This is a genomic window from Micromonospora sp. CNZ285, assembly GCF_004637285.1.
On the sequence record NZ_SPQD01000001.1, the window covers coordinates 4,445,346 to 4,464,781 of the forward strand.

The following is a 19,436-nucleotide window of genomic DNA, read 5'->3' on the forward strand; positions in this document are numbered from 1 at the left end:
GAACGGATCAGGCCACCTCGTGGGTGACGACGATCTCCCGCTTCTCCGCGAAGTGGCAGGCGCTCGGGTGGTCCGAGCCCGGCCGGATCTGGAGCAGCGGCACCTCCTGGGCGCAGACGTCCTGCGCCTTCCAGCACCGGGTGCGGAACCGGCAGCCCGAGGGCGGGCTGACCGGCGACGGCACGTCGCCCTGGAGCCGGATGATCGCCTTGCTCTCGCGCACGGTCGGGTCCGGCACCGGCACCGCCGACAGCAGCGCCTGGGTGTACGGGTGGGTCGGCCGCTCGTAGATCTCGTCCTCGGTGCCGATCTCCACCATCTTGCCCAGGTACATCACGGCGACCCGGTCGGAGAGGTGCCGCACCACCGACAGGTCGTGGGCGATGAAGACGTACGACAGCCCGAACTCGGCCTGGAGCTTCTCCAGCAGGTTCATCACCTGGGCCTGGATCGAGACGTCCAGGGCCGACACCGGCTCGTCGCAGACGATCACCTCGGGCCGCAGCGCCAGCGCCCGGGCGATGCCGATGCGCTGCCGCTGGCCGCCGGAGAACTGGTGCGGGTACCGGTTGATGTGCTCCGGGTTGAGGCCGACCAGGTCGAGCAGCTCCTTGACCTTGCCGCGCCGGCTGCCGCGCGGAGCCACCTCGGGGTGGATCTCGAACGGCTCGCCGATCAGGTCACCCACCGTCATCCGGGGGTTCAGCGAGGTGTACGGGTCCTGCATCACCAGCTGGATCTGCCGGCGCAGCCGCCGCAGCGCGCCACCGGAGAGCTTGGAGATGTCCTGGCCCTTGTAGAGCACCTGGCCGGAGGTCGGCTTTTCCAGGTTCATCAGCACCCGGGCGAGCGTCGACTTGCCGCAGCCGGACTCGCCGACCACGCCGAGCGTCTCGCCGGCCTTGAGCTCGAAGGAGACGCCGTCGACCGCCTTGACCTGGCCGATGGTCTTCTTGAACACCACACCCCGGGTCACGGGGTAGTGCTTGACCAGGTCACGGACCTCGATGATGTGTTCAGTCACGGTTCACCAGTTCCTCGGCGAAGTGGCAGGCGCTGGCCCGGCCGTTGCCCAGTTGCAGCAGCGGCGGGACCTTCTCCCGGCACACCGGCTGCGCCATCGGGCAGCGCGGGTTGAACGCGCAGCCCGGCGGGATGTTCATCAGGTTCGGCGGGAGGCCCTTGATGGTGCGGAGCTCCTGCCCCTTCTCGTCCATCCGCGGGATCGAGTTGAGCAGGCCGAGCGTGTACGGGTGTCCCGGCTTGCGGTACAGGTCGTAGACGTCGGCTTCCTCGACGATCCGGCCGGCGTACATGACCGCGATCCGGTCCGCGACGTCGGCGACCACGCCGAGGTCGTGGGTGATCAGGATCATGCCCATCTGCCGTTCCCGCTGCAGCTCGCTGAGCAGGTCCATGATCTGGGCCTGCACGGTCACGTCGAGCGCGGTGGTCGGCTCGTCGGCGATCAGCACCTCGGGGTCCAGCGCCAGCGACATGGCGATCATGGCGCGCTGCCGCATACCGCCGGAGAACTGGTGCGGGTAGTTGCTGAACCGGCCCTTGGCGTTGGGGATCTTCACCTGGTCGAGCATCTCGATCGCGCGCTTCTTGGCGTCCGAGCGGCTCATGCCGCGCCGGATGCGGAACTGCTCGGCGATCTGGAAGCCGACTGTGAAAACCGGGTTGAGGGCCGAGAGCGAGTCCTGGAAGATCATGGCGATGCCCTCGCCACGGATCCGCCGCCGCTGCTCGGGGGACATGGTGAGCATGTCCTTGCCGTGGAAGCGGACCTTGCCGCCGGTGACGAAGCCGGGCGGGGTGTCCAGGATGCCCATGATGGTCTGCGCGGTGACGCTCTTGCCGGAGCCGGATTCGCCGAGCACGGCGAGGGTCTCCCCCGCGTCGACGTGGTACGTGACTCCGTTGATGACCTTGGCGACGCCGTCCCGGGTGCGGAACTCCACCCGAAGGTCGTCGACCTCGAGCAGGCGGCCCGAGGGGCGGCCGGATCCGTCGGCGCCCGGCGAGGACTGCTCGGACACGAGAATGTCGGACAACTCAGTTCCCCTATCGGAGCTTCGGGTCGAGGGCCTCGCGGACCGCCTCGCCGAGCATGACGAAGCTCAGCACTGCGGTGACGAGGAACGCGGCGGGGAAGAACAGCAGGAACGGCGAGACCCGGATGTAGTTCTGCGCCTCGCTGATCATGATGCCCCAGGAGACCACCGGGGTCTTCAGGCCGATGCCCAGGAACGAGAGCGTGGCCTCGGCGCCGATGAACGAGCCGACCATGATCGTGCCGTAGACCAGCAGCGGGGCCAGGCAGTTCGGCAGCAGGTGCTTGAGGATGATCCGGCCGGTGCCGGCCCCGAGCGCGCGGGCCGCGACGATGTAGTCGGCCTCCTTGGTGGCCAGCACCGAGGAACGCATCAGCCGCATCACGACCGGCCAGCTCAGCACGCTCAGGGACATGATCACCAGGCCCATGATCGTCCACTCGCCGTTGTCGGTGCCGGACCCGTTGAACGTGGTGAGGATGACGATCGAGCCGAGCACGAACGGCAGGCCGAAGAAGATGTCCGCCACGCGGGACAGCAGCGCGTCCACCCAGCCGCCGCGGTAGCCGGCGATGATGCCCATCGCGCCGCCGACGAGCAGCGTCAGGACGGTGGAGACCACAGCGACCACGATCGAGGCGCGGGCGCCGTAGATGACCCGGGCGTAGACGTCACGGCCCTGCACGTCGTAACCGAACCAGGCGGAGGACGACGGCTCGACCCGGCTGCGCTCCAGCGTGCCGTTCACGGCGTCGCCGGAGGTGAACAGCGACGGGAAGGCCGCCATCACGAGGAACAGCACGATGAACGTCGCCGAGATCCAGAACAGCGGCTTGCGGCGCAGGTCGATCCAGGCGTCGCCGAGCAGGCCACGGGGCTTCTGCTGCTTCGCGCTCTCCGGCAGGCCGGCGTTGGTGGGAGCGCCCGAACCGGCCTCGGTGGGCATGGTCGCGGGCGGCGTCGACACGATCGACGCGGTACTCGGGTCACTCATGCCCGCACCTCGCTGCGCTCGGCGCGGGCGTGGTTGCCCGCGCAGACTGCTGGGACGATTCGTTCGCTGCGGCGGTCACTCATAGCGGATCCTCGGGTCGAGGGCAGCGTAGAGCAGGTCGACCACCAGGTTCATCACGAGATAGACGAGCACCAGCACCACCACGATGCCGACAACGGTAGCGCTCTCCTTCGTCACGATCGAGCGGAGCACCTGGCGGCCGATGCCGTTGATACCGAAGATGCCCTCCGTCACGATCGCGCCGCCCATCAGGGCGCCGAGGTCGGTGCCGAGCAGGGTGACGACCGGGATGAGCGAGTTGCGCAGCAGGTGCACGCCGACCACGCGGCGCATGGGCAGGCCCTTGGCGATCGCGGTACGCACGTAGTCGGCACGCCGGTTCTCGGCGATGCTCGTACGCGCCACCCGGGCGATGTACGCCATCGATGCGCTTCCGAGCACGAAGCCCGGCACGATCAGTTCGCTGAACCGCATCTCGTTGGACACGGTCGGGTTGATGATGCCCCACTTCACACCGAGCAGCCACTGCAGCACGAAGCCGATGACGAAGACGGGCAGGGCGATCAGGAAGAGGGTGGAGACCAGGACCAGGTTGTCCAGGAAGCCGTTGCGCCGGAGACCGGTGAGGATGCCCGCGCCGAGACCGATCACGGCCTCGATGGCGAGGGCGACCACTGCCAGCTTCAGGGTGTTCGGGTACGACGTGGCGATGATGTCGCTGATCTCGCGACCGCCGAACGTGATACCGAAGTCACCCTGCAGAAGGTTCTTCATGTAGCTGGCGTACTGCACCCAGATCGAGTCGTCGAGATGGTACTTCTCGGTCATCATGGCCCGGTAGTTCGGCGGGCAACCGCGGTCGCCGCACTTGCCGGCGAAGGGGTCACCGGGCACGGACCAGACGAGCCAGTAGATCAGGAACGTCGTACCGATGAACACCGGTACGAGTTGCAGCAGCCGTCTCAAGAGATAACGGCCCATGGGGTGGTCCTCCAGACAGGGAGCGCCGGGTGAGCCGGCGCGGCGGCGACAACGTGCGAGGGGTTCGTTGTACACCCCCTCGCGGAACGGCCCCGGGTCGGGCTCACCGGTAGGCGAGCCCGACCCGGGGTCAGACCGTTCGGATCAGAGCTCGACCGAGGTGATGTCGAGCTCACCGACGTTGGACAGCTCCAGCTTCTTGATCTTCTCCGAGTGGCCGGACTGCTGGCCACCGAAGTAGATCGGCATGGAGGGGACGTCCTGGTCGATCAGCTTGACGGCCTCAGCGAACTTCTTGTGGGCCTCCTCGAGGCTGGGGGCCGCGGAGGCCTCCTTGGCGAGGGCGTCCACCTGCGGGTTGCTGTACTTGCCGTCGTTCGAGGAACCACCGGTGACGTAGAGCGGGTTGATCCAGTTCTCGACGTCCGGGTAGTCCTGCTGCCAACCGGCCCGGTAGGCACCGGTCATCTTGTAGGCGTTGATGTTGGCGCGGAAGACCGCGAAGGTCGGCACGCCGACGGCAACCGCGTCGATGCCCAGGTTGGTCTTGATCTGCTGGGCGACGGCCTCCATCCACTCCTTGTGGCTGGCGTCCGCGTTGTACGACAGGGTCAGCTTGCCCTGGAAGCCACCGGCCTCCTGGAGGAGCTGCTTGGCCTGGGCCACGTCGAACTTGCAGGCGGTGCAGTTGCCCGGCTCGGCGCCCGGGGTCAGCGGGTTGGCCCAGCTGTCGGCCGGCTTGCGGTTACCGAAGAAGATCTTGTCGGTGATCGACTGCCGGTCGATGGACATCGAGATCGCCTTGCGCAGCTTCGGGTTCTGGAAGCGCTTGTCGTAGATCGGGAAGGCGATGATGCCGGTCGACGGGGTGGTCGACGCCATGGCACGGTCGGCCAGGTCGGTCTTCCACTTCTCGCCGGCCAGCGCGGAGACCGGAACCTGCTGCTGGAAGTCCAGGTTGCCGGCGAGCAGGTCGTTGTACGCCGCCGTGTCGTCCTGGTAGATCTTGACGGTGACGTCCTTGATCTTCATCTTGTCGCGCAGGCTGTAGTCGTCGAAGCGGGTCAGCTTGATCTCGACGTCGTCCTGCCAGGAGACGAGCTTGACCGGGCCGTTACCGATCGGCTTCTTGCCGAAGTCCGCCGGGGTGGACGAGAAGAACGCGTCCGGCAGCGGCATGAAGGCGCTGTAGCCCAGCTTGGTCGGGAACACGGCGGTCGGCGCGGAGAGCGTGACCTCGAAGTTCCAGTCGTCGACGACCTTCAGGCCGGACATCTCCTTGACCTTCGGCTCCGGGGCCTTCTTCGGGCCGTCCGGGCCGTCCGGGTCCTCGGTGAAGACCTCGTCGAAGCCCTGGATGTCGGAGAAGAAGGAGGCGTTCTGCGCGCCGTTCGGGCCGTACGCAGCCCAGTTCCAGGCCTTGACGAAGCTCTCGGCCTTGACGGTGGTGCCGTCGTGGAACTTGGTGTTCTGCTTGATCTTGATCTTGAAGACCTTCGAGTCGCTCGTGTCGATCGACTCGGCGAGCAGGTTCTGCGGCGCCCCACCGTTGTTGGGGTACTCGACCAGGCCGCTCCACACCCAGTCGATGACCTTGCCGCCACCGGTCTCGGTGGTGTTCGCCGGAACCAGGGGGTTCTCCGGCTGGGTTCCGTCGATGACGATCGCGCCGTCCTTGCTGGCGCCGGCGTCGCCACCGTCGTTGTTCCCGCTGGAGCAGCCGGACGCGACGAGCGCGAATGCCGCGCCCACCGCGAGCGCGCCGCTCGCCCGCTTCGAGACTCTCATTCCGAGGGGCCTCCTCTTTCTAACCTGGTTCCGTCGTGAGTTTCACGCACGTCTTTGGGGGTGACACCACCGGCGACCCGAACCGCAGGACGCCGGTTTACCGCAGAGGAATTCGGGACACCCCAGGGGTACCGATCCGCCGGGCGCCACACCCTGGACGAGACACCGCGCAGGGTCGGCGGCCACGCAGCGGCGCGAAAGACGGCGTCACGTGGTCGACGGGCCCGACGAGGTGCCTCACACCGGGGGGTGAGGTGCTGCCACTGTGACACCAACCGGCCCTTTCCGTGAAGGTGCCGTTATCAAGCCGTTAGTTGGTCGCCACGTTGCCGATACTTGAGAAAAGATCACAAAGCGCACGGACGATAGGGCCCTGAACAGGCAAGACGGGCATAGAAGGGTCGACAAGCATCCCTGCGGCAGGGAGGTTGTGACGTTCACCGCGCCGGCCTCGGCGCCTCCCACGGGCAGGCGACTGTCGTGTTTTCTGTCCGTCCGGATGATGCCATGCCGACTGAGCGGGCGACAGAGGCACCCGGGGGTACGAGGCCGCCGAGGCCCCGCCCCCGGGCGGACGTGGGATTCCTAGACCAGCCGGCGGTCGGCGGCCCAGCGGGACAGCTCGTACCGGTTCGACATCTGGAGCTTGCGCAACACGTTGGAGACGTGCGTCTCGACCGTCTTGATCGAGATGTACAGCTCCTTGGCGATCTCCTTGTACGCGTACCCCCGGGCGAGCAGCCGCAGCACCTCGCGCTCGCGGTTGGTGAGCTGATCCAGCTCGGGATCGGCCACCGGCGCGTCCGGCCGGGACGCGAACGCGTCGAGCACGAACCCGGCCAGCCGCGGGCTGAACACGGCGTCGCCGTCGGCCACCCGCCGGATCGCGTCGGTCAGCTCCTCCGGCGAGATCGTCTTCGTGACGTACCCCCGCGCGCCGGCGCGGATCAGGCCGATCACGTCCTCGGCGGCGTCGGACACGCTCAGCGCCAGGAACCGCACCTGCGGGTGGGTACGTCGCATCGCCTCCAGCACCGCGCGGCCGCCGCCGTCGGGCATGTGCACGTCGAGCAGCACCACGTCCGGCGCGGTGGCCGCGATCCGGGTCACCGCCTCGGCCACCGAGCTGGCCTCGCCGACCACCTCCACCCGCGCCCCCAGCTCGGCGCGGACGCCGGCCCGGAACATCGCGTGGTCGTCGACGAGGAACACCCGCAGCGGCCCGCGCGGCGCCGTACCCTCGACCGGTTCCTGCTCGGACATGTCACTTGTCCCTTTCCGCCGTGGAGCCGGAGCCGCTGATCGGCAGGATCAGCCGGACCTCGGTCCCTTCCCCCGGCTCGGACCGGATCTCCGCCCGGCCGCCGTGCCGCTTCATCCGTCCGATGATCGAGCCCCGGACGCCGTGCCGGTGATTCTCCACCGTATCCGGGTCGAAGCCCTTGCCCCGGTCCCGGACGAACACGCTCACCTGCTCCGGCTCCACCTCGGCGTACAGCGAGACGGTCTGCACACCGGCGTGCCGGGCCGCGTTGACCAGGGCCTCCCGGGCGGCGGCCACGATCGCGCCCACCTTCTCGTCGGTCTCCCGGTCGCCGACCACCACCACCTCGACGGTGATGGCGAACGTGTCCTCCACCTCGGCGGCGGCCTGCTCCAGCGCGGCCGCGAAGCGCTCGGTGGGCGACGCGGTCGGCTTGTAGAGCCAGTTGCGCAGCGAGCGCTCCTGACCGCGGGCCAGCCGCTGCACCGTCTTGACGTCGCTGGCGTTGCGCTGGATCAGGGCCAGCGTGTGCAGCACCTGGTCGTGCACCATCGCGGCCAGTTCGGCGCGCTCCTGCTCCCGGATGCGGCCCTCCCGCTCAGAGCGGAGCTGGTTCCAGGTGCGCCAGAGCACCGGGCCGGTGACCACACCCACGCCGGCCAGCCCGACCAGCGCGAAGATCACGCCGTTGAGCACCGCGTCGAAGTTCTGCGCCGGTGAGTAGACGGCGGCCACGCCGATGATGCCGACCGCGACGAGCACACCGCCGCCGATGAAGCGCAGCACGAACGCGCGCCTGTCGCTCTCCTCCACCACCGCGCCCAGCCAGGGCACCGCCGAGTCGCCCCACTGCCGGCGGCGCTCCGGGGCGGCCTGGTGCCAGATGACGCCCGCGCCGACCGCGATGATCGCGACCAGCCAGCCGGCGGTACCGGCCGCGCCCACCGAGTTGAACGCCACCACCTGGAGCAGCAGCACGCCGAGCCCGATCACCACGAACGGCAGCAGCTGGGCCAGGTCGCGGCGGGGCGGGGCGGCGGTGTCGCCGGGGCGGGGCGGGACCACCGCCCAGAAGGCGGCGTAGAGCAGCAGCCCGAGCCCGCTCAGCCCCAGCAGCACCATGAACGCCACGCGGACCCGCAGCACCGGGATGCCCAGGTGCTCGGCGATGCCCGCGGCCACGCCGGCGGCCAGCCGGTGCTCGGTGGCCCGGTAGAGGCGCGGGGCGTGCGGGGCGGGGGTGCTGCTGATCGGAGGCTCCCAGGTCGAGGCGGATGTGCCGGCGGCGCGCCGACGCTCAGATCGTCACACGGTTGCGACGCCGCGGACCACGGGGACGCCCCGGAGTTTCACCGGCGGTGGATCTCAGGGTGGGGTCAGGGTCGGGTCCGGAGGCTGCTCGGGCGGCCGGGGCAGCAGTATCGAAGGCATGAACGAGGACGCTGCCCGTCCGCCCCGCCCCTGGGCGGCAGCACAGGACGCCCCGCCGCCGCCCCCGCCGGGAGCGGCGCCCACCACCGACCAGGCGAGCCCGCCGCCCGGCGGCGGCACGCCGTTCGCCGGTCCACCACCCGGTGGGTACGCCCCACCGCCCGGCGCCGCCGGCTTCACCACCCGGTACGGCCTGGTACGCCCCCGTGAGGGCCGCTACCTGGCCGGGGTGTGCGCCGCCATCGGCCGGGCCACGAACACCGACCCGGTGCTGTGGCGCGTGCTGCTGGCCGTGCTCGGCTTCTTCGGCGGCATCGGCATCATCGTGTACGTCGCCGGCTGGCTGATCATCCCCGGCGAGGGCGACACCGCCTCCCCGGTGGAGGCCATGCTCGGCCGGGGCCGGTCCAGCATGTCCCCGATCACGGTGATCGTGCTCGGCATCGTGGTGGCGCTCGGCTTCGCCTACGTGGTCACGGACGGGTTCCGGGCGATCCTGCTCGGCGCGGTGATCCTGATCGGCGGCGCGCTCCTGCTCAACCGCGAGCAGCGCGGCCCGGCGCAGCGGCCGGCTCAGCCGGTGCCGCCGCACGGTCCCCCGCCGGGTCCGGTGCCGCCGGTGGCCTGGCCCGCGCCGCCGGCCCCGGCGCCGGGTACGTGGACCGCGGCTCCCCCCGCGGCCCCGTGGACCGGCACGCCCGCCGGACCGGCACACCCCGGCGCGGTGCCGTCCGGCGGCCTGCCCGCCGAGCCCGGCTACCCGCCGGCGTCCGTGTCCGAGCCGGGCTATCCCCTGGCGCCCGCCTCCGAGCCTGGCTACCCGCCGGCGTCCTCGCCCGAGCCCGGCTACCCGCCGGCGTCCCCGTCCGAGCCCGGTTACGAGCCGGGGCACCCGGTCACGTCCGACGCGGACCGCGAGCCGGGCCCCTCCGGACCCGCCACCGGCTACCCGACGCTGCCGGCGCCGGGCTGGCCCGCCGCGGCAGGCACCCGGCCGGACCCGTCCGAGCCGACGACGGTGGCGATGCGGCACGTGACCGGGCCGGTCGCCGACACCGCCGCCTGGCCCGCGTACGGCGGGAACCCGGCCCGGCCGGGCGCGCGGGACGCCGGTGCCCGGCTGGACGAGCCGGCCGCCGTGCCGCCGCCCGCGCCGGTCGGCGCACCGCTGCCGCCCGGCGGGTACCGGCCGCCGTTCGCCCCGCACGGCCCCTACGCCGGATCGCCGCCCGTCCCGCCACCGGTCCGGCCGCCGCGACCGCCGAAGCGGCCCAAGGAGCGCTCGCCGCTCGGCGCGATCACGTTCTCGCTGATCTTCCTGGCGCTCGGCGTGGTGGCCATGCTCGACCTGCTCGACGTCTTCCCGGTCGGTGCCGCCGGCTACTTCGCCGCGGTGCTCGCGACCATCGGCCTCGGCCTGCTCGTCGGCACCTGGTTCGGCCGGGCGCGCTGGCTGATCGCCCTGGGCCTGGTGACCGCGGCGGCGCTCGGCATCGCCACGGTCGCCGAGTCCTACGACCGGGTACGCGGCATCGACGGCAACGTCACCTGGGCCCCGACCGACCTGCGCGACCTGGCGAACCGGTACGAGAACAACCTCGGTGACGCCACGCTCGACCTGCGCGGGATCGACTTCGACAAGCAGGACGTCCAGGTGACCGTCGACGTGAACCTCGGCAACGCGACAGTGGTCGTACCGCCGAATGTCGACGTGACCACGGTGGCCGACGTGAACGCCGGTGACGCCACGGTCTTCGGCCGGCGCAGCGGCGGGCTCGGCGGTCGCCAGTGGGAGACCACCGACGTCGGTGCCGACGGCCCCGGTGGGGGCAAGCTGCGCCTCTTCGTCCACGTCAACGCCGGCAAGCTGGAGGTGACCCGATGAAGGCACACCGTACCGACATCGTGTCGTTCGCTTTCGGACTCGTCTTCCTCGGCCTGTCCGTCTGGTGGCTGCTGGCTCGGATCCTCGGTCTCTCCGTACCCCCGGTCGGCTGGTTCCTGGCCGGCGGGCTGGTGCTGATCGGCCTGCTCGGACTGATCGGCGCGCTGCGCTCGGGCCGCGCACCGGAACAACCCGCGCCGGACGTCACCGTCGCGGCACCGTACGGCTCCCCGGCCGCCGGCACGGAGACTCCCGCCGACGCGGAGGCGGTCACCGACACGAAGACGCCCGACGCCGCCGACGAGTGGGCCACCGAGGCCACCACGGACTCCGCGGAACCGGCCACCCGCGAACTGCCGGCGCTCGATCCACCGGCCGACGAGGCGGCGCCACAACGCCGTACGCCGGGGGATCCGGCCTGACCGCGCCACTGCGGCGCCCTTCGGACGCGGCCTATGCTGGTCGGCGGAGATCTCGCCTCCGCCGGCCGGCCCCGCCCCCGACCATGCCGGAGCCGCCGGTCGGGTCGCCGGAGCCGCCCCGTCCGTTCGCTATCTCGTCAGGAGCCCGTCCGACATGACCCAGTCCCCCGCCGTGCGTGTCACCGGTCCCACCGGTGCGGTCCGCATCGGCGAGCGCGCCGCCCGCACGCTCGTCAGCGAGTTCGCCCGGCGTAACGACCCGAAGGCCGGCCTGCTGGTCGGCGCGACCCCGGAGTCCGCGGTGCTGGCCGCCGCGATCGAGGCGCTGCTGCCCGGCGACCGGCTCACCGTGGTGCCGGCGGAGGGCGCCGCGGCGGCCGCGCTGCGCGAACACGTCACCGCGCAGGGCCGCTGGGTCGCCGACCGGGTACGCGTGGCCGACACCCTCGCCGAGGCGGACGCCGCCGCGGTGGTGGTCGTCGCCGAGCCGTTCACCGGCAGCGCGGACGAGGCGCGCGTCGCGATCGACGGGCTGGCGAAATACCTGGCCGAGGGCGCGGTGCTGAGCGTCGCCGCGCCGCTGTTCCGCACCGGGGGCGCCGACGGCGAGCTGGACCGGCAGGGCGTGCTCCACGGCGTACGCAGCGACCTGGTGCTGCGCAACACCCCGCCAGTACGCGTGCACCACCTGCGGTTCACCCCGGCGCCGGTGGCGCTCGCGGCCTCGCTGTCCCCGGCGTACCGGCCGTCGAGCGTGCCGCTGACCCGGGGCATGCACATCGACTCCAACGGCGTGGCCGCGGCGGGCATCACGCTCGGCCTGGCCGCCCTGACCCGGGCCGCGCGGCCGAAGTCGAAGCTCTGGCTGCTGCCGGCGCTGGCCGCCGCGCCGGTGGCCGCGTTCTTCCGGGACCCGGAGCGGGACGTGCCGGAGGACCCGTCGGCGGTCGTCGCCTCGGCGGACGGTCAGGTGCTGTCCGTGCAGCGCCTGCAGGACGAGCGCTTCGGCGACGGCGAGTGGCTGCGGATCGCGGTGTTCCTGTCGGTGCTGGACGTGCACGTCAACCGCTCCCCGGTGGCCGGCAAGGTGGTCGACTACTTCGTCGCCGACGGCGGGTTCGTCAACGCCATGAAGCCGGACGCCGAACACAACGTGGCGGCGTACACGGTGCTGGACACCGACCACGGCACCGTCGTGGTGGCGCAGCGCACCGGGCTGATCGCCCGCCGGATCGTGCAGCGGGCACCAGTCGGCTCGCTGCTGGCCCGGGGTGAGCGCTTCGGCCTGATCCGGTTCGGCTCGCGTACCGACGTCTACCTGCCGGCCGACGCCGCGGACCCGCTGGTCGGTCCGGGCGACAAGGTGGTCGGCGGCGCGACGGTGATCGCCCGCTGGCGCTGAGCGCCGGACACGAAGAAGGGGCGCCGCTGCAGCGGCGCCCCTTCTGTCGTTCTCGGATCAGGCGGTACGGCGCTGGTGCAGCCAGAGCAGCGGCCCGCTGACCAGGTAGCCGACCACCACGAACGCGAAGGTGAGCCGGATGTCGACGAGCGCGCCGATCACCGGGGCCAGCCAGAGCCACGGCGGCAGCTTCAGCAGCCGGGCGAGCTTCGCGTACGGGAAGCTGGACACCATGGCGAAGGCGAGCAGCGCCACGCCGGCCACCATGACCAGGCCGGGGACCGGCACGCCGATCGCCACGGTCAGGGCGAGCACCGCCGCCGCCATGGTGGTCGGCACGCCGCAGAAGAAGCGGCCGTCCTTCGGCGAGACGTTGAACCGGGCGAGCCGGATCGCCGCGCAGGCGGCGACGAGCGCGCAGGAGACCGCGGCGGCCGCCGGGGGCACCGAACCGGCCAGCGAGGCGTAGACCACGACCGGCGCGGCGAGGCCGAACGAGCACATGTCGGCGAGCGAGTCCATCTGCGCGCCGAACGGGCTGGCCACGCCGAGCTTGCGGGCCAGTGCGCCGTCGAGGCCGTCGAACGCGACGCACGCGATCAGGCAGATCGCGGCGAGCTGCACGTCACCGCGCATGGCCAGGAAGATGGCCAGCATGCCGAGCATGAGGCTGCTCAGCGTGCACGCGTTGACGAGCGCGAACTTGGCCCGGCGGGCGGCGGTGCGCTCACCCGGCAGGAGCGGGATCGACATCCCCGGGGACTCGTCGTCGACCGGGGCGGCCGGGGCGAGCGCCGGGCTCACCGGGCGTACCGCTTCGATGTCGGTGTCGAGCCGGCCGTAGCGGATGCGCTGGCGGTCGGAGTAACGGTGGTCGGGGGTGACCAGGTCGGTCCCCGAGACGGCCGCGCCGTCCCGGCGGCCCACCCGGACCAGCAGCACCTGGCGGGCGAACGTGCTGCTGCGGCGCAACCTGCCCGCCCAGCGACGCCCTGCGGGGCGCGGACTGTCAGTCGTACGACGCCGGCGCCATGGGGCTCTCGGCACGTTTCCTCCATCACCGGATCGGCTGGCCGCCCACGGCGGGGCGGGTGTCCGGCTGTCTCGTGCCGGACCTTTCGGGTCCGGCAGCCCTTTTGCGGAGTACACCATTGCACAGGGGACAGGGGCTTGGCGATAGCTGCCGGCGGTACTTATATCTCCCTTAACCGCGCGAACCGCCCACTCATTCCCATCTCGGGCCTCAATGCCCGTTTTCGTCGGTCAGCCGTACTTCCGACTGTACCGGAGGTCACCCAGGGCGGCTCGGCGAGCGATTCAGCTCACCCGCTGCCCGGTGGCCCGGGCCGCCACGTCGGTCATCGACAGACCGGTGACCTGCTCCCTGGCGAACCAGGCGGCCCGCGCGGTCGAGCCGCCGGCCAGCTCGGTCACCACCGCGTCGGTCGGCGCGTCCACCCGTACCCGGTAGATCACCCGGACGCCGTGCCAGTCCAGCGGGCGGCCCTCCGGGCCGAGCGCGGCCGGGTTGTGCAGGTTGTCCACGGCGATCAGGTCGACCACCCGGCCCAGCTGCCCGGCCTCCTCGACCAGCTCGCGCAGCAGCCCGGCGGCGGGCTGCTCGCCGTGGTCGGTGCCGCCCCCGGGCAGGTGCCAGCGACCCGCGCCCGGGTACCCGTCGGCGATCATGGTGAGCAGCACCCGGTCGGCCGGGTCGGTGACCAGCCCGTACGCGGCGAAGCGCTGCCGGCGGTCGACCGACGGCCCGGCCGGTTCGGCGGGCAGCGCCCGGGGCAGGTCGGCCGGCAGCGGAGTCACCGGCAGGCCGAGCAGCTCGGCGGTGAACGGCATCAGCGGCCGGGCAGCGGCCTCCTCGGGGGCGAACCAGCCCACCTCGTCGCTGCCACCGGCCGGCTCGGGCCGCAGCCGTCCGCCGCGCGCCTCCACCTCGAAGATCAGCCGATCGGTGTGCAGCGCGATCCCCAGGCCGGCGAACGCGGCCACGTCGGCCACCGCGGCCCGGATCGCGCCGGGCGCCACGGTCAGGCCGGTCTCCTCGGCGAACTCGCGTACCACGGTGTCGGCCGGGTGCTCCGCGTGCTCGACGCCGCCACCGGGCAGCTGCCACACCCCCGGGTAGGGGCACTTCGCCGAGCCACGCGCCAGCAACACCCGCCCCTCGGTGTCCCGCAGCACCCCGTAGGCCCCGACCCGCCGCAGCTGCTCCACAGCACCCTCCCCCGCCCGCGCGCCGCGCGCTCCCGCCGCACCCCGCGCCCCACTCCGTCGATCATGAGGTTAGCGGTACCGAGGCGGACATTTCGCGCCGTCAACGTCATGATCGCCGGGGTGGAGGCCCGGGGTGAGGGGCCCGGGTGGGGGTCAGAGGAGGTGAGCGGCCTGGACTGCTTCGGCCGTCACCTCGGTGAGGCGGTCGGTGGGCAGGGCGTCGAGTTCCTCGCGGCGGAACCAGCGGGCCTCGCAGGTGGAGCCGCCGATGTCGGCCACGGTGGGCGGCGCGGGCTGGTCGACCACCACCCGGTAGAAGGCGCGTACGCCGTGCCAGTCGATCGGGTAGCCCTCCGGGCCGAGCGAGGCGGCGTCCCGGTGGCTGGCCACCCCGAGCAGCTCGACCAGGCGACCGGTCTGACCGGTCTCCTCGACCAGTTCGCGGATCAGCGCCGCGCCCGGCTGCTCGCCGTAGTCGGTGCCGCCGCCGGGCAGGTGCCAGCAGCCGGCGCCCGGGTAGCCGTCGGAGACCCGGGTCAGCAGCACGCGCTCCTCCGGGTCGGTCACCACCGCGTACGCGGCGAAGCGCTGCGCCCGGTGCAGACCGTCCGGGCCGGGGACGGCGTAGAACGAGGGGAACTCGGGCACCTCCTCCGGCACGATGTCGTCGGTGGAGGTGGGCAGGCCCAGGGCGCGTGCGGTGAACGACCGCAGCGGAAGCTCCCGCGCCTCGTCGAGGGTGAACCAGCGGGCCAGGTCGGTCGGCCGGTCGACCCGCTCGGTGAGCGTGCCGCCCCGGACCGACACGGTGTAGAGCAGCCGGTCGGTGTGGATCGTGATGCGCCGCTCGGGCAGCGCCCGCATGTCGGCGAGCACGTCCTGGAGGCCGGCGACCGCCACCGAGAGCCCGGTCTCGGCCGCGGTCTCCCGGACGACTGTGTGTTTGGGGTCCTCACCGTGGTCGACCGCGCCTCCGGGGAGCGACCAGGTGCCGGGGGTGCCGGAGCGCTCCGATGCGCGGACCAGCAACACTCGGCCGTTTGAATCAGCACAAACTGCGTATGCCGCGATCCTGCGGAGCGGCTCCAGCGAGGTGGTCACGGGAGCAAATTCTCCCCGGAGCGGGTTACCGACATCGAAAAGAGTCAGATTCCTGACTCTCCGCTGGCGTCTCAGGGACGGTTCAGGGTAGGCGTCCGGGCGGTCACCGAGGTCGGCCGCCGCGGCGCGCGGGACCGTTGACACATGACCTTCCCGAACCCCTCCCAGGCCCCGTACAAGCAGCTCCGCCGACCGGTCAGCGACCGCATGATCGCCGGTGTGGCGAGCGGCCTCGGCCGCTACTTCGCCGCCGACCCCACGCTGATCCGGGTGATCTTCGCGACCGCCACGGTGCTCACCGGCGGGCTCGCCGCGCTCGCGTACCCGATCATGTGGTTCCTGATGCCCGAGGAGCCGGCCGGCGCGCCCGCCTGGCCGCACCCGCCGGGGACCGCGCCCGGGTGGCCGCCGGTCCCGCCGGCTACGCCGGCCGAGCCGCGGACGCCGGGCGGGCCGCAGGCCGGACCGCAGACGCCGCCCGCGGCCTGAGCCGCGTCACTCCCACTCGATGGTGCCCGGCGGCTTGCTGGTGACGTCCAGGACCACGCGGTTGACCTCGGCGACCTCGTTGGTGATCCGGGTGGAGATCCGGGCCACCACGTCGTAGGGCAGCCGGGACCAGTCGGCGGTCATCGCGTCCTCGCTGGAGACCGGGCGCAGCACCACCGGGTGACCGTAGGTGCGCCCGTCGCCCTGCACCCCGACGCTGCGGACGTCGGCCAGCAGCACCACCGGGAACTGCCAGACGCCCCGGTCCAGACCGGCCGCGGTCAACTCCTGCCGGGCGATCAGGTCGGCCTTGCGGAGCACGGCGAGGCGCTCCTCGTCGACCGCGCCGATGATCCGGATGGCCAGACCCGGGCCGGGGAACGGGTGCCGCCACACCATCGCCTCGGGCAGCCCCAGCTCCAGGCCGATCGTGCGGACCTCGTCCTTGAACAGCGTGCGCAGCGGCTCGACCAGGGAGAACTTCAGGTCCTCGGGCAGGCCACCGACGTTGTGGTGGCTCTTGATGTTGGCGGTGCCGGTGCCGCCGCCGGACTCGACCACGTCCGGGTAGAGCGTGCCCTGCACGAGGAATTCCACGTCGCCGTGCGCGGCGATCTCCCGGGCCGCGGCCTCGAAGACGCGGATGAACTCCCGGCCGATGATCTTGCGCTTCTGCTCCGGGTCGGTCACCCCGGCGAGCGCGCCGAGGAACCGCTCCCGCGCGTCGACCACCTTGAGCCTGATGCCCGTCGCCGCCACGTAGTCCTTCTCGACCTGCTCGGCCTCACCGGCCCGCAGCAGGCCGTGGTCCACGAACACGCAGGTGAGCTGGTCGCCCACGGCTCGGTGCACGAGCGCCGCGGCGACCGCCGAGTCCACGCCGCCGGAGAGGCCGCAGATGACCTCCTTGTCGCCCACCTGCTCCCGGATCCGGGCGACCTGCTCGTCGATGATGTTCGACGGTGTCCAGGTGGGCGCGATGCCGGCGATGTCGTACAGGAAGCGGGTGAGCATCTCCTGGCCGTGCGCGGTGTGCCCGACCTCGGGGTGGAACTGCACGCCGGCGCGGCGGCCGGCCAGGTCCTCGAACGCGGCCACCGGGGCACCCGCCGACTCGGCGGTGACGGTGAAGCCGTCCGGGGCCTCGGTGACGCAGTCGCCGTGGCTCATCCAGACCGGCAGGTCGGCGGGCAGGTCGCGCAGCAGCACACCGGGCTCGGTCAGGCGCGGGCGCAGCGGGGTGCCGCCGTACTCGCGGTTGCCGGTGCGCGCGACGGTGCCGCCGAGCGCCTGGGCCATGGCCTGGAAGCCGTAGCAGATGCCGAAAACCGGTACGCCGGTCTCGAACATGCCGGCGTCGATCTGCGGGGCGCCCGGCGCGTAGACGCTGGAGGGACCGCCGGACAGGATGATCGCGGCCGGGTTCTTCGCCAGCATCTCGGACACCGGCATGGAATGCGGGACGATCTCGGAGTAGACCTTCGCCTCGCGGACACGGCGCGCGATGAGCTGGGCGTACTGGGCTCCGAAGTCCACCACGAGGACGGGGCGAGGCGTGCTCATGTGCGCAAAGCCTACCGACAGTCACCGGGCCATCGGACGCGCCCCGGCGGTGTGGCGGGGTGAACCTTGCGCCGACGCGGTCAGCGCAGCGCGGCGGGGGCGTGCGCGGGGACGGCGGGCCGCCGCGGTGGCACCGGCGCGACCCGGGTGTACGCCGACCCGAGCGCCGGGCGCGGGTCGGCCTCGCCCTTGTTCGGCCAGTACGACATGGCCCGCTCGGCCTGCGCGGTGATCGTCAGCGACGGGTTGACGCCCAGGTTCGCCGAGACCGCCGCGCCGTCCACCACGTGCAGCCCCGGGTGGCCGTACACCCGGTGCCAGGGGTCGATGACGCCCTCGTCCGGGGTGGCGCCGATGACCGCGCCGCCGAGGATGTGCGCGGTGACCGGGATGTTGAACGGCTCGGTGACCGCCCCGCCCGGGGTGCCGCCGATCTCCTCGGCGAGCAGCCGGGCCGCGGTGTTGCCGGCCGGGATCCAGGTCGGGTTGGGCGCGCCGTGGCCGGGGCCGGAGACCAGCCGGCCCCGGCGGTAGCGGGTGGTCAGCGAGTTGTCGACCGACTGCATGACGAGCGCGATCACGGTGCGCTCGGACCAGCGGCGCACCGACAGCATCCGCGCCGCCAGCGCGGGCTGCCGGACGATGCTGCCCAGCCAGCGCCGGACCCGGCGGGGACCGCCGTCGACGAGCAGCGACTGGAGCAGGCCCATCGCGTTGGAGCCCTTGCCGTAGCGGACCGGCTCGATGTGGGTCTGCGGGTCGGGGTGGAACGAGCTGGTGATCGCCACCCCCTCGGTGAAGTCGAGGCCGCGCCGGCGGGCCGCGCCGGGCGCCACCGAGGCGCCGAGGATGGCCTCGGAGTTGGTGCGGGTCAGCTCGCCCAGCCGGGGCGAGAGCGCCGGCAGCGCGCCGGTCGCCTTCATCTCGTGCAGCAGCCGCTGGGTGCCGAGCGCGCCGGCCGCGAAGACCACCTGGTCGGCGTGGATCACCTCGCGCCGCTTGCGCAGCCAGGCGCCGGTGCGTTCGGTGTGCACCGCGTAGCCGCCGGCCGGGTCCGGGCGGACGGCGGTCACGGTGGTCAGCGGGTGCACCTGCACGCCGAGGCGCTCGGCCAGCCAGAGGTAGTTCTTCACGAGCGTGTTCTTGGCGCCGTGCCGGCAGCCGGTCATGCACGAGCCGCAGTGGCTGCACCCGGTGCGGTCCGGCCCGGCCCCGCCGAAGTACGGGTCGGCCACCCGCTCGCCGGGCCGCCCGATGTGCACCCCGACCGGCGTCGGGTGGTAGGTGTGCGCCACCCCCATCCGCTCGGCCACCGCGCGGACGGCCTGGTCCGCGCGGGTGTCGATCGGGTACGTGGTGACGCCGAGCATCCGCTTCGCCTGGTCGTAGTGGCGGGCCAGCTCGTCGCGCCAGTCGGTGATGTCCCGCCACTGCGGGTCGGCGTAGAACGCGTCGAGCGGCTCGTAGAGCGTGTTCGCGTAGACGAGCGACCCGCCGCCGACCCCGGCGCCGGAGAGCACCAGCACGCCGCCGCCGGCCTTGCGGTCGGCCGAGCGCAGCAGCGTGATCCGCTGGAGCCCGAAGCAGCCGAGCCGGGGCGCCCAGAGGAACCGTCGCGCCCGCCAGGACGTACGCGGGAACTCGTCGTCGGCGAAGCGCCGGCCCGCCTCCAGGACGCCCACCGTGTAGCCCTTCTCGGCCAGCCGGAGCGCCGTGACGCTGCCGCCGAAGCCCGAACCGATGACGAGCACGTCGTAACGCATGAACGCATCATTACCGACCGGTAGCTATGGCGCCAGCGAGTGT

Annotated in this window: 16 protein-coding genes; 4 read left to right on the top strand and 12 right to left on the bottom strand. The window is 72.2% G+C overall.

What is annotated here, in order from left to right:
- Nucleotides 1-7: 7 nt before the first annotated feature.
- From CLT75_RS20120 to CLT75_RS20150, 7 genes are all read right to left on the bottom strand, one after another.
- Nucleotides 8-1,024 carry an ABC transporter ATP-binding protein gene (locus CLT75_RS20120; RefSeq protein WP_135242002.1) on the bottom strand — a complete coding sequence of 339 codons (1,017 nt, stop codon included), beginning with the start codon at nucleotides 1,022-1,024 and terminating at the stop codon, nucleotides 8-10.
- On the bottom strand, nucleotides 1,017-2,045 hold the full coding sequence (locus CLT75_RS20125) for an ABC transporter ATP-binding protein (protein ID WP_135244071.1): 1,029 nt from the start codon (nucleotides 2,043-2,045) through the stop codon (nucleotides 1,017-1,019). Before CLT75_RS20125 ends, CLT75_RS20120 begins: the two co-directional genes overlap by 8 nt.
- A gap of 25 nt (nucleotides 2,046-2,070) precedes the next feature.
- Complete coding sequence (locus tag CLT75_RS20130; protein ID WP_135242003.1) at nucleotides 2,071-3,054, bottom strand: ABC transporter permease; 984 nt, start codon at nucleotides 3,052-3,054, stop codon at nucleotides 2,071-2,073.
- A gap of 75 nt (nucleotides 3,055-3,129) precedes the next feature.
- Nucleotides 3,130-4,056 carry an ABC transporter permease gene (locus CLT75_RS20135; RefSeq protein ID WP_135242004.1) on the bottom strand — a complete coding sequence of 309 codons (927 nt, stop codon included), beginning with the start codon at nucleotides 4,054-4,056 and terminating at the stop codon, nucleotides 3,130-3,132.
- 144 nt (nucleotides 4,057-4,200) lie between these two features.
- On the bottom strand, nucleotides 4,201-5,844 hold the full coding sequence (locus CLT75_RS20140; RefSeq protein WP_135242005.1) for an ABC transporter substrate-binding protein: 1,644 nt from the start codon (nucleotides 5,842-5,844) through the stop codon (nucleotides 4,201-4,203).
- Nucleotides 5,845-6,429: 585 nt separating this feature from the next.
- Nucleotides 6,430-7,107: a response regulator gene (locus CLT75_RS20145; protein ID WP_030501521.1), complete on the bottom strand. Its 678-nt coding sequence runs from the start codon at nucleotides 7,105-7,107 to the stop codon at nucleotides 6,430-6,432.
- Between the two features lies 1 nt (nucleotide 7,108).
- The gene (locus CLT75_RS20150) at nucleotides 7,109-8,359 is read right to left on the bottom strand and encodes an ATP-binding protein (protein ID WP_135242006.1); all 1,251 of its coding nucleotides are present in this window, start codon (nucleotides 8,357-8,359) and stop codon (nucleotides 7,109-7,111) included.
- A 178-nt stretch (nucleotides 8,360-8,537) separates the two neighbouring features.
- On the opposite strand from CLT75_RS20150, the gene CLT75_RS20155 reads away from it, so the two are divergent.
- From CLT75_RS20155 to CLT75_RS20165, 3 genes are all read left to right on the top strand, one after another.
- Nucleotides 8,538-10,424 (top strand): PspC domain-containing protein, encoded by a 1,887-nt coding sequence (locus CLT75_RS20155; RefSeq protein ID WP_135242007.1) that lies wholly within the window; start codon nucleotides 8,538-8,540, stop codon nucleotides 10,422-10,424.
- A complete protein-coding gene (locus CLT75_RS20160; protein WP_135242008.1) occupies nucleotides 10,421-10,846 on the top strand; it encodes a hypothetical protein in 426 nt (141 codons plus the stop codon). Before CLT75_RS20155 ends, CLT75_RS20160 begins: the two co-directional genes overlap by 4 nt.
- A gap of 154 nt (nucleotides 10,847-11,000) precedes the next feature.
- Nucleotides 11,001-12,248, top strand: coding sequence for a phosphatidylserine decarboxylase (locus tag CLT75_RS20165; protein WP_135242009.1), 1,248 nt, complete (start codon nucleotides 11,001-11,003; stop codon nucleotides 12,246-12,248).
- A 57-nt stretch (nucleotides 12,249-12,305) separates the two neighbouring features.
- On the opposite strand, the gene CLT75_RS20170 is transcribed toward CLT75_RS20165, so the two are convergent.
- The 3 genes from CLT75_RS20170 to CLT75_RS20180 form a co-directional block, all read right to left on the bottom strand.
- Nucleotides 12,306-13,220, bottom strand: a complete 915-nt coding sequence (locus CLT75_RS20170; RefSeq protein WP_135242010.1) for a CDP-alcohol phosphatidyltransferase family protein — start codon at nucleotides 13,218-13,220, stop codon at nucleotides 12,306-12,308.
- A gap of 345 nt (nucleotides 13,221-13,565) precedes the next feature.
- Nucleotides 13,566-14,477: an NUDIX domain-containing protein gene (locus CLT75_RS20175; RefSeq protein WP_135242011.1), complete on the bottom strand. Its 912-nt coding sequence runs from the start codon at nucleotides 14,475-14,477 to the stop codon at nucleotides 13,566-13,568.
- A 153-nt stretch (nucleotides 14,478-14,630) separates the two neighbouring features.
- A complete protein-coding gene (locus CLT75_RS20180; protein ID WP_135242012.1) occupies nucleotides 14,631-15,578 on the bottom strand; it encodes an NUDIX domain-containing protein in 948 nt (315 codons plus the stop codon).
- A gap of 144 nt (nucleotides 15,579-15,722) precedes the next feature.
- On the opposite strand from CLT75_RS20180, the gene CLT75_RS20185 reads away from it, so the two are divergent.
- Nucleotides 15,723-16,067 carry a PspC domain-containing protein gene (locus CLT75_RS20185; protein WP_135242013.1) on the top strand — a complete coding sequence of 115 codons (345 nt, stop codon included), beginning with the start codon at nucleotides 15,723-15,725 and terminating at the stop codon, nucleotides 16,065-16,067.
- Nucleotides 16,068-16,073: 6 nt separating this feature from the next.
- Here the strand turns inward: CLT75_RS20185 and guaA are convergent, their stop codons facing one another.
- Nucleotides 16,074-17,630, bottom strand: coding sequence for a glutamine-hydrolyzing GMP synthase (guaA, locus tag CLT75_RS20190; RefSeq protein ID WP_135242014.1), 1,557 nt, complete (start codon nucleotides 17,628-17,630; stop codon nucleotides 16,074-16,076).
- Nucleotides 17,631-17,710: 80 nt separating this feature from the next.
- Nucleotides 17,711-19,393, bottom strand: a complete 1,683-nt coding sequence (locus CLT75_RS20195; protein ID WP_135242015.1) for a GMC family oxidoreductase — start codon at nucleotides 19,391-19,393, stop codon at nucleotides 17,711-17,713.
- Between the last annotated feature and the right edge of the window lie 43 nt (nucleotides 19,394-19,436).

Coding starts and splice junctions, on each gene's coding strand:
- CLT75_RS20140 (WP_135242005.1), bottom strand. CDS start 5,844: ATGAGAGTCTCGAAGCGGGCGAGCGGCGCGCTCGCGGTGGGCGCGGCA.
- CLT75_RS20130 (WP_135242003.1), bottom strand. CDS start 3,054: ATGAGTGACCCGAGTACCGCGTCGATCGTGTCGACGCCGCCCGCGACC.
- CLT75_RS20160 (WP_135242008.1), top strand. CDS start 10,421: ATGAAGGCACACCGTACCGACATCGTGTCGTTCGCTTTCGGACTCGTC.
- CLT75_RS20195 (WP_135242015.1), bottom strand. CDS start 19,393: ATGCGTTACGACGTGCTCGTCATCGGTTCGGGCTTCGGCGGCAGCGTC.
- CLT75_RS20165 (WP_135242009.1), top strand. CDS start 11,001: ATGACCCAGTCCCCCGCCGTGCGTGTCACCGGTCCCACCGGTGCGGTC.
- CLT75_RS20135 (WP_135242004.1), bottom strand. CDS start 4,056: ATGGGCCGTTATCTCTTGAGACGGCTGCTGCAACTCGTACCGGTGTTC.
- CLT75_RS20155 (WP_135242007.1), top strand. CDS start 8,538: ATGAACGAGGACGCTGCCCGTCCGCCCCGCCCCTGGGCGGCAGCACAG.
- guaA (WP_135242014.1), bottom strand. CDS start 17,630: ATGAGCACGCCTCGCCCCGTCCTCGTGGTGGACTTCGGAGCCCAGTAC.
- CLT75_RS20145 (WP_030501521.1), bottom strand. CDS start 7,107: ATGTCCGAGCAGGAACCGGTCGAGGGTACGGCGCCGCGCGGGCCGCTG.
- CLT75_RS20185 (WP_135242013.1), top strand. CDS start 15,723: ATGACCTTCCCGAACCCCTCCCAGGCCCCGTACAAGCAGCTCCGCCGA.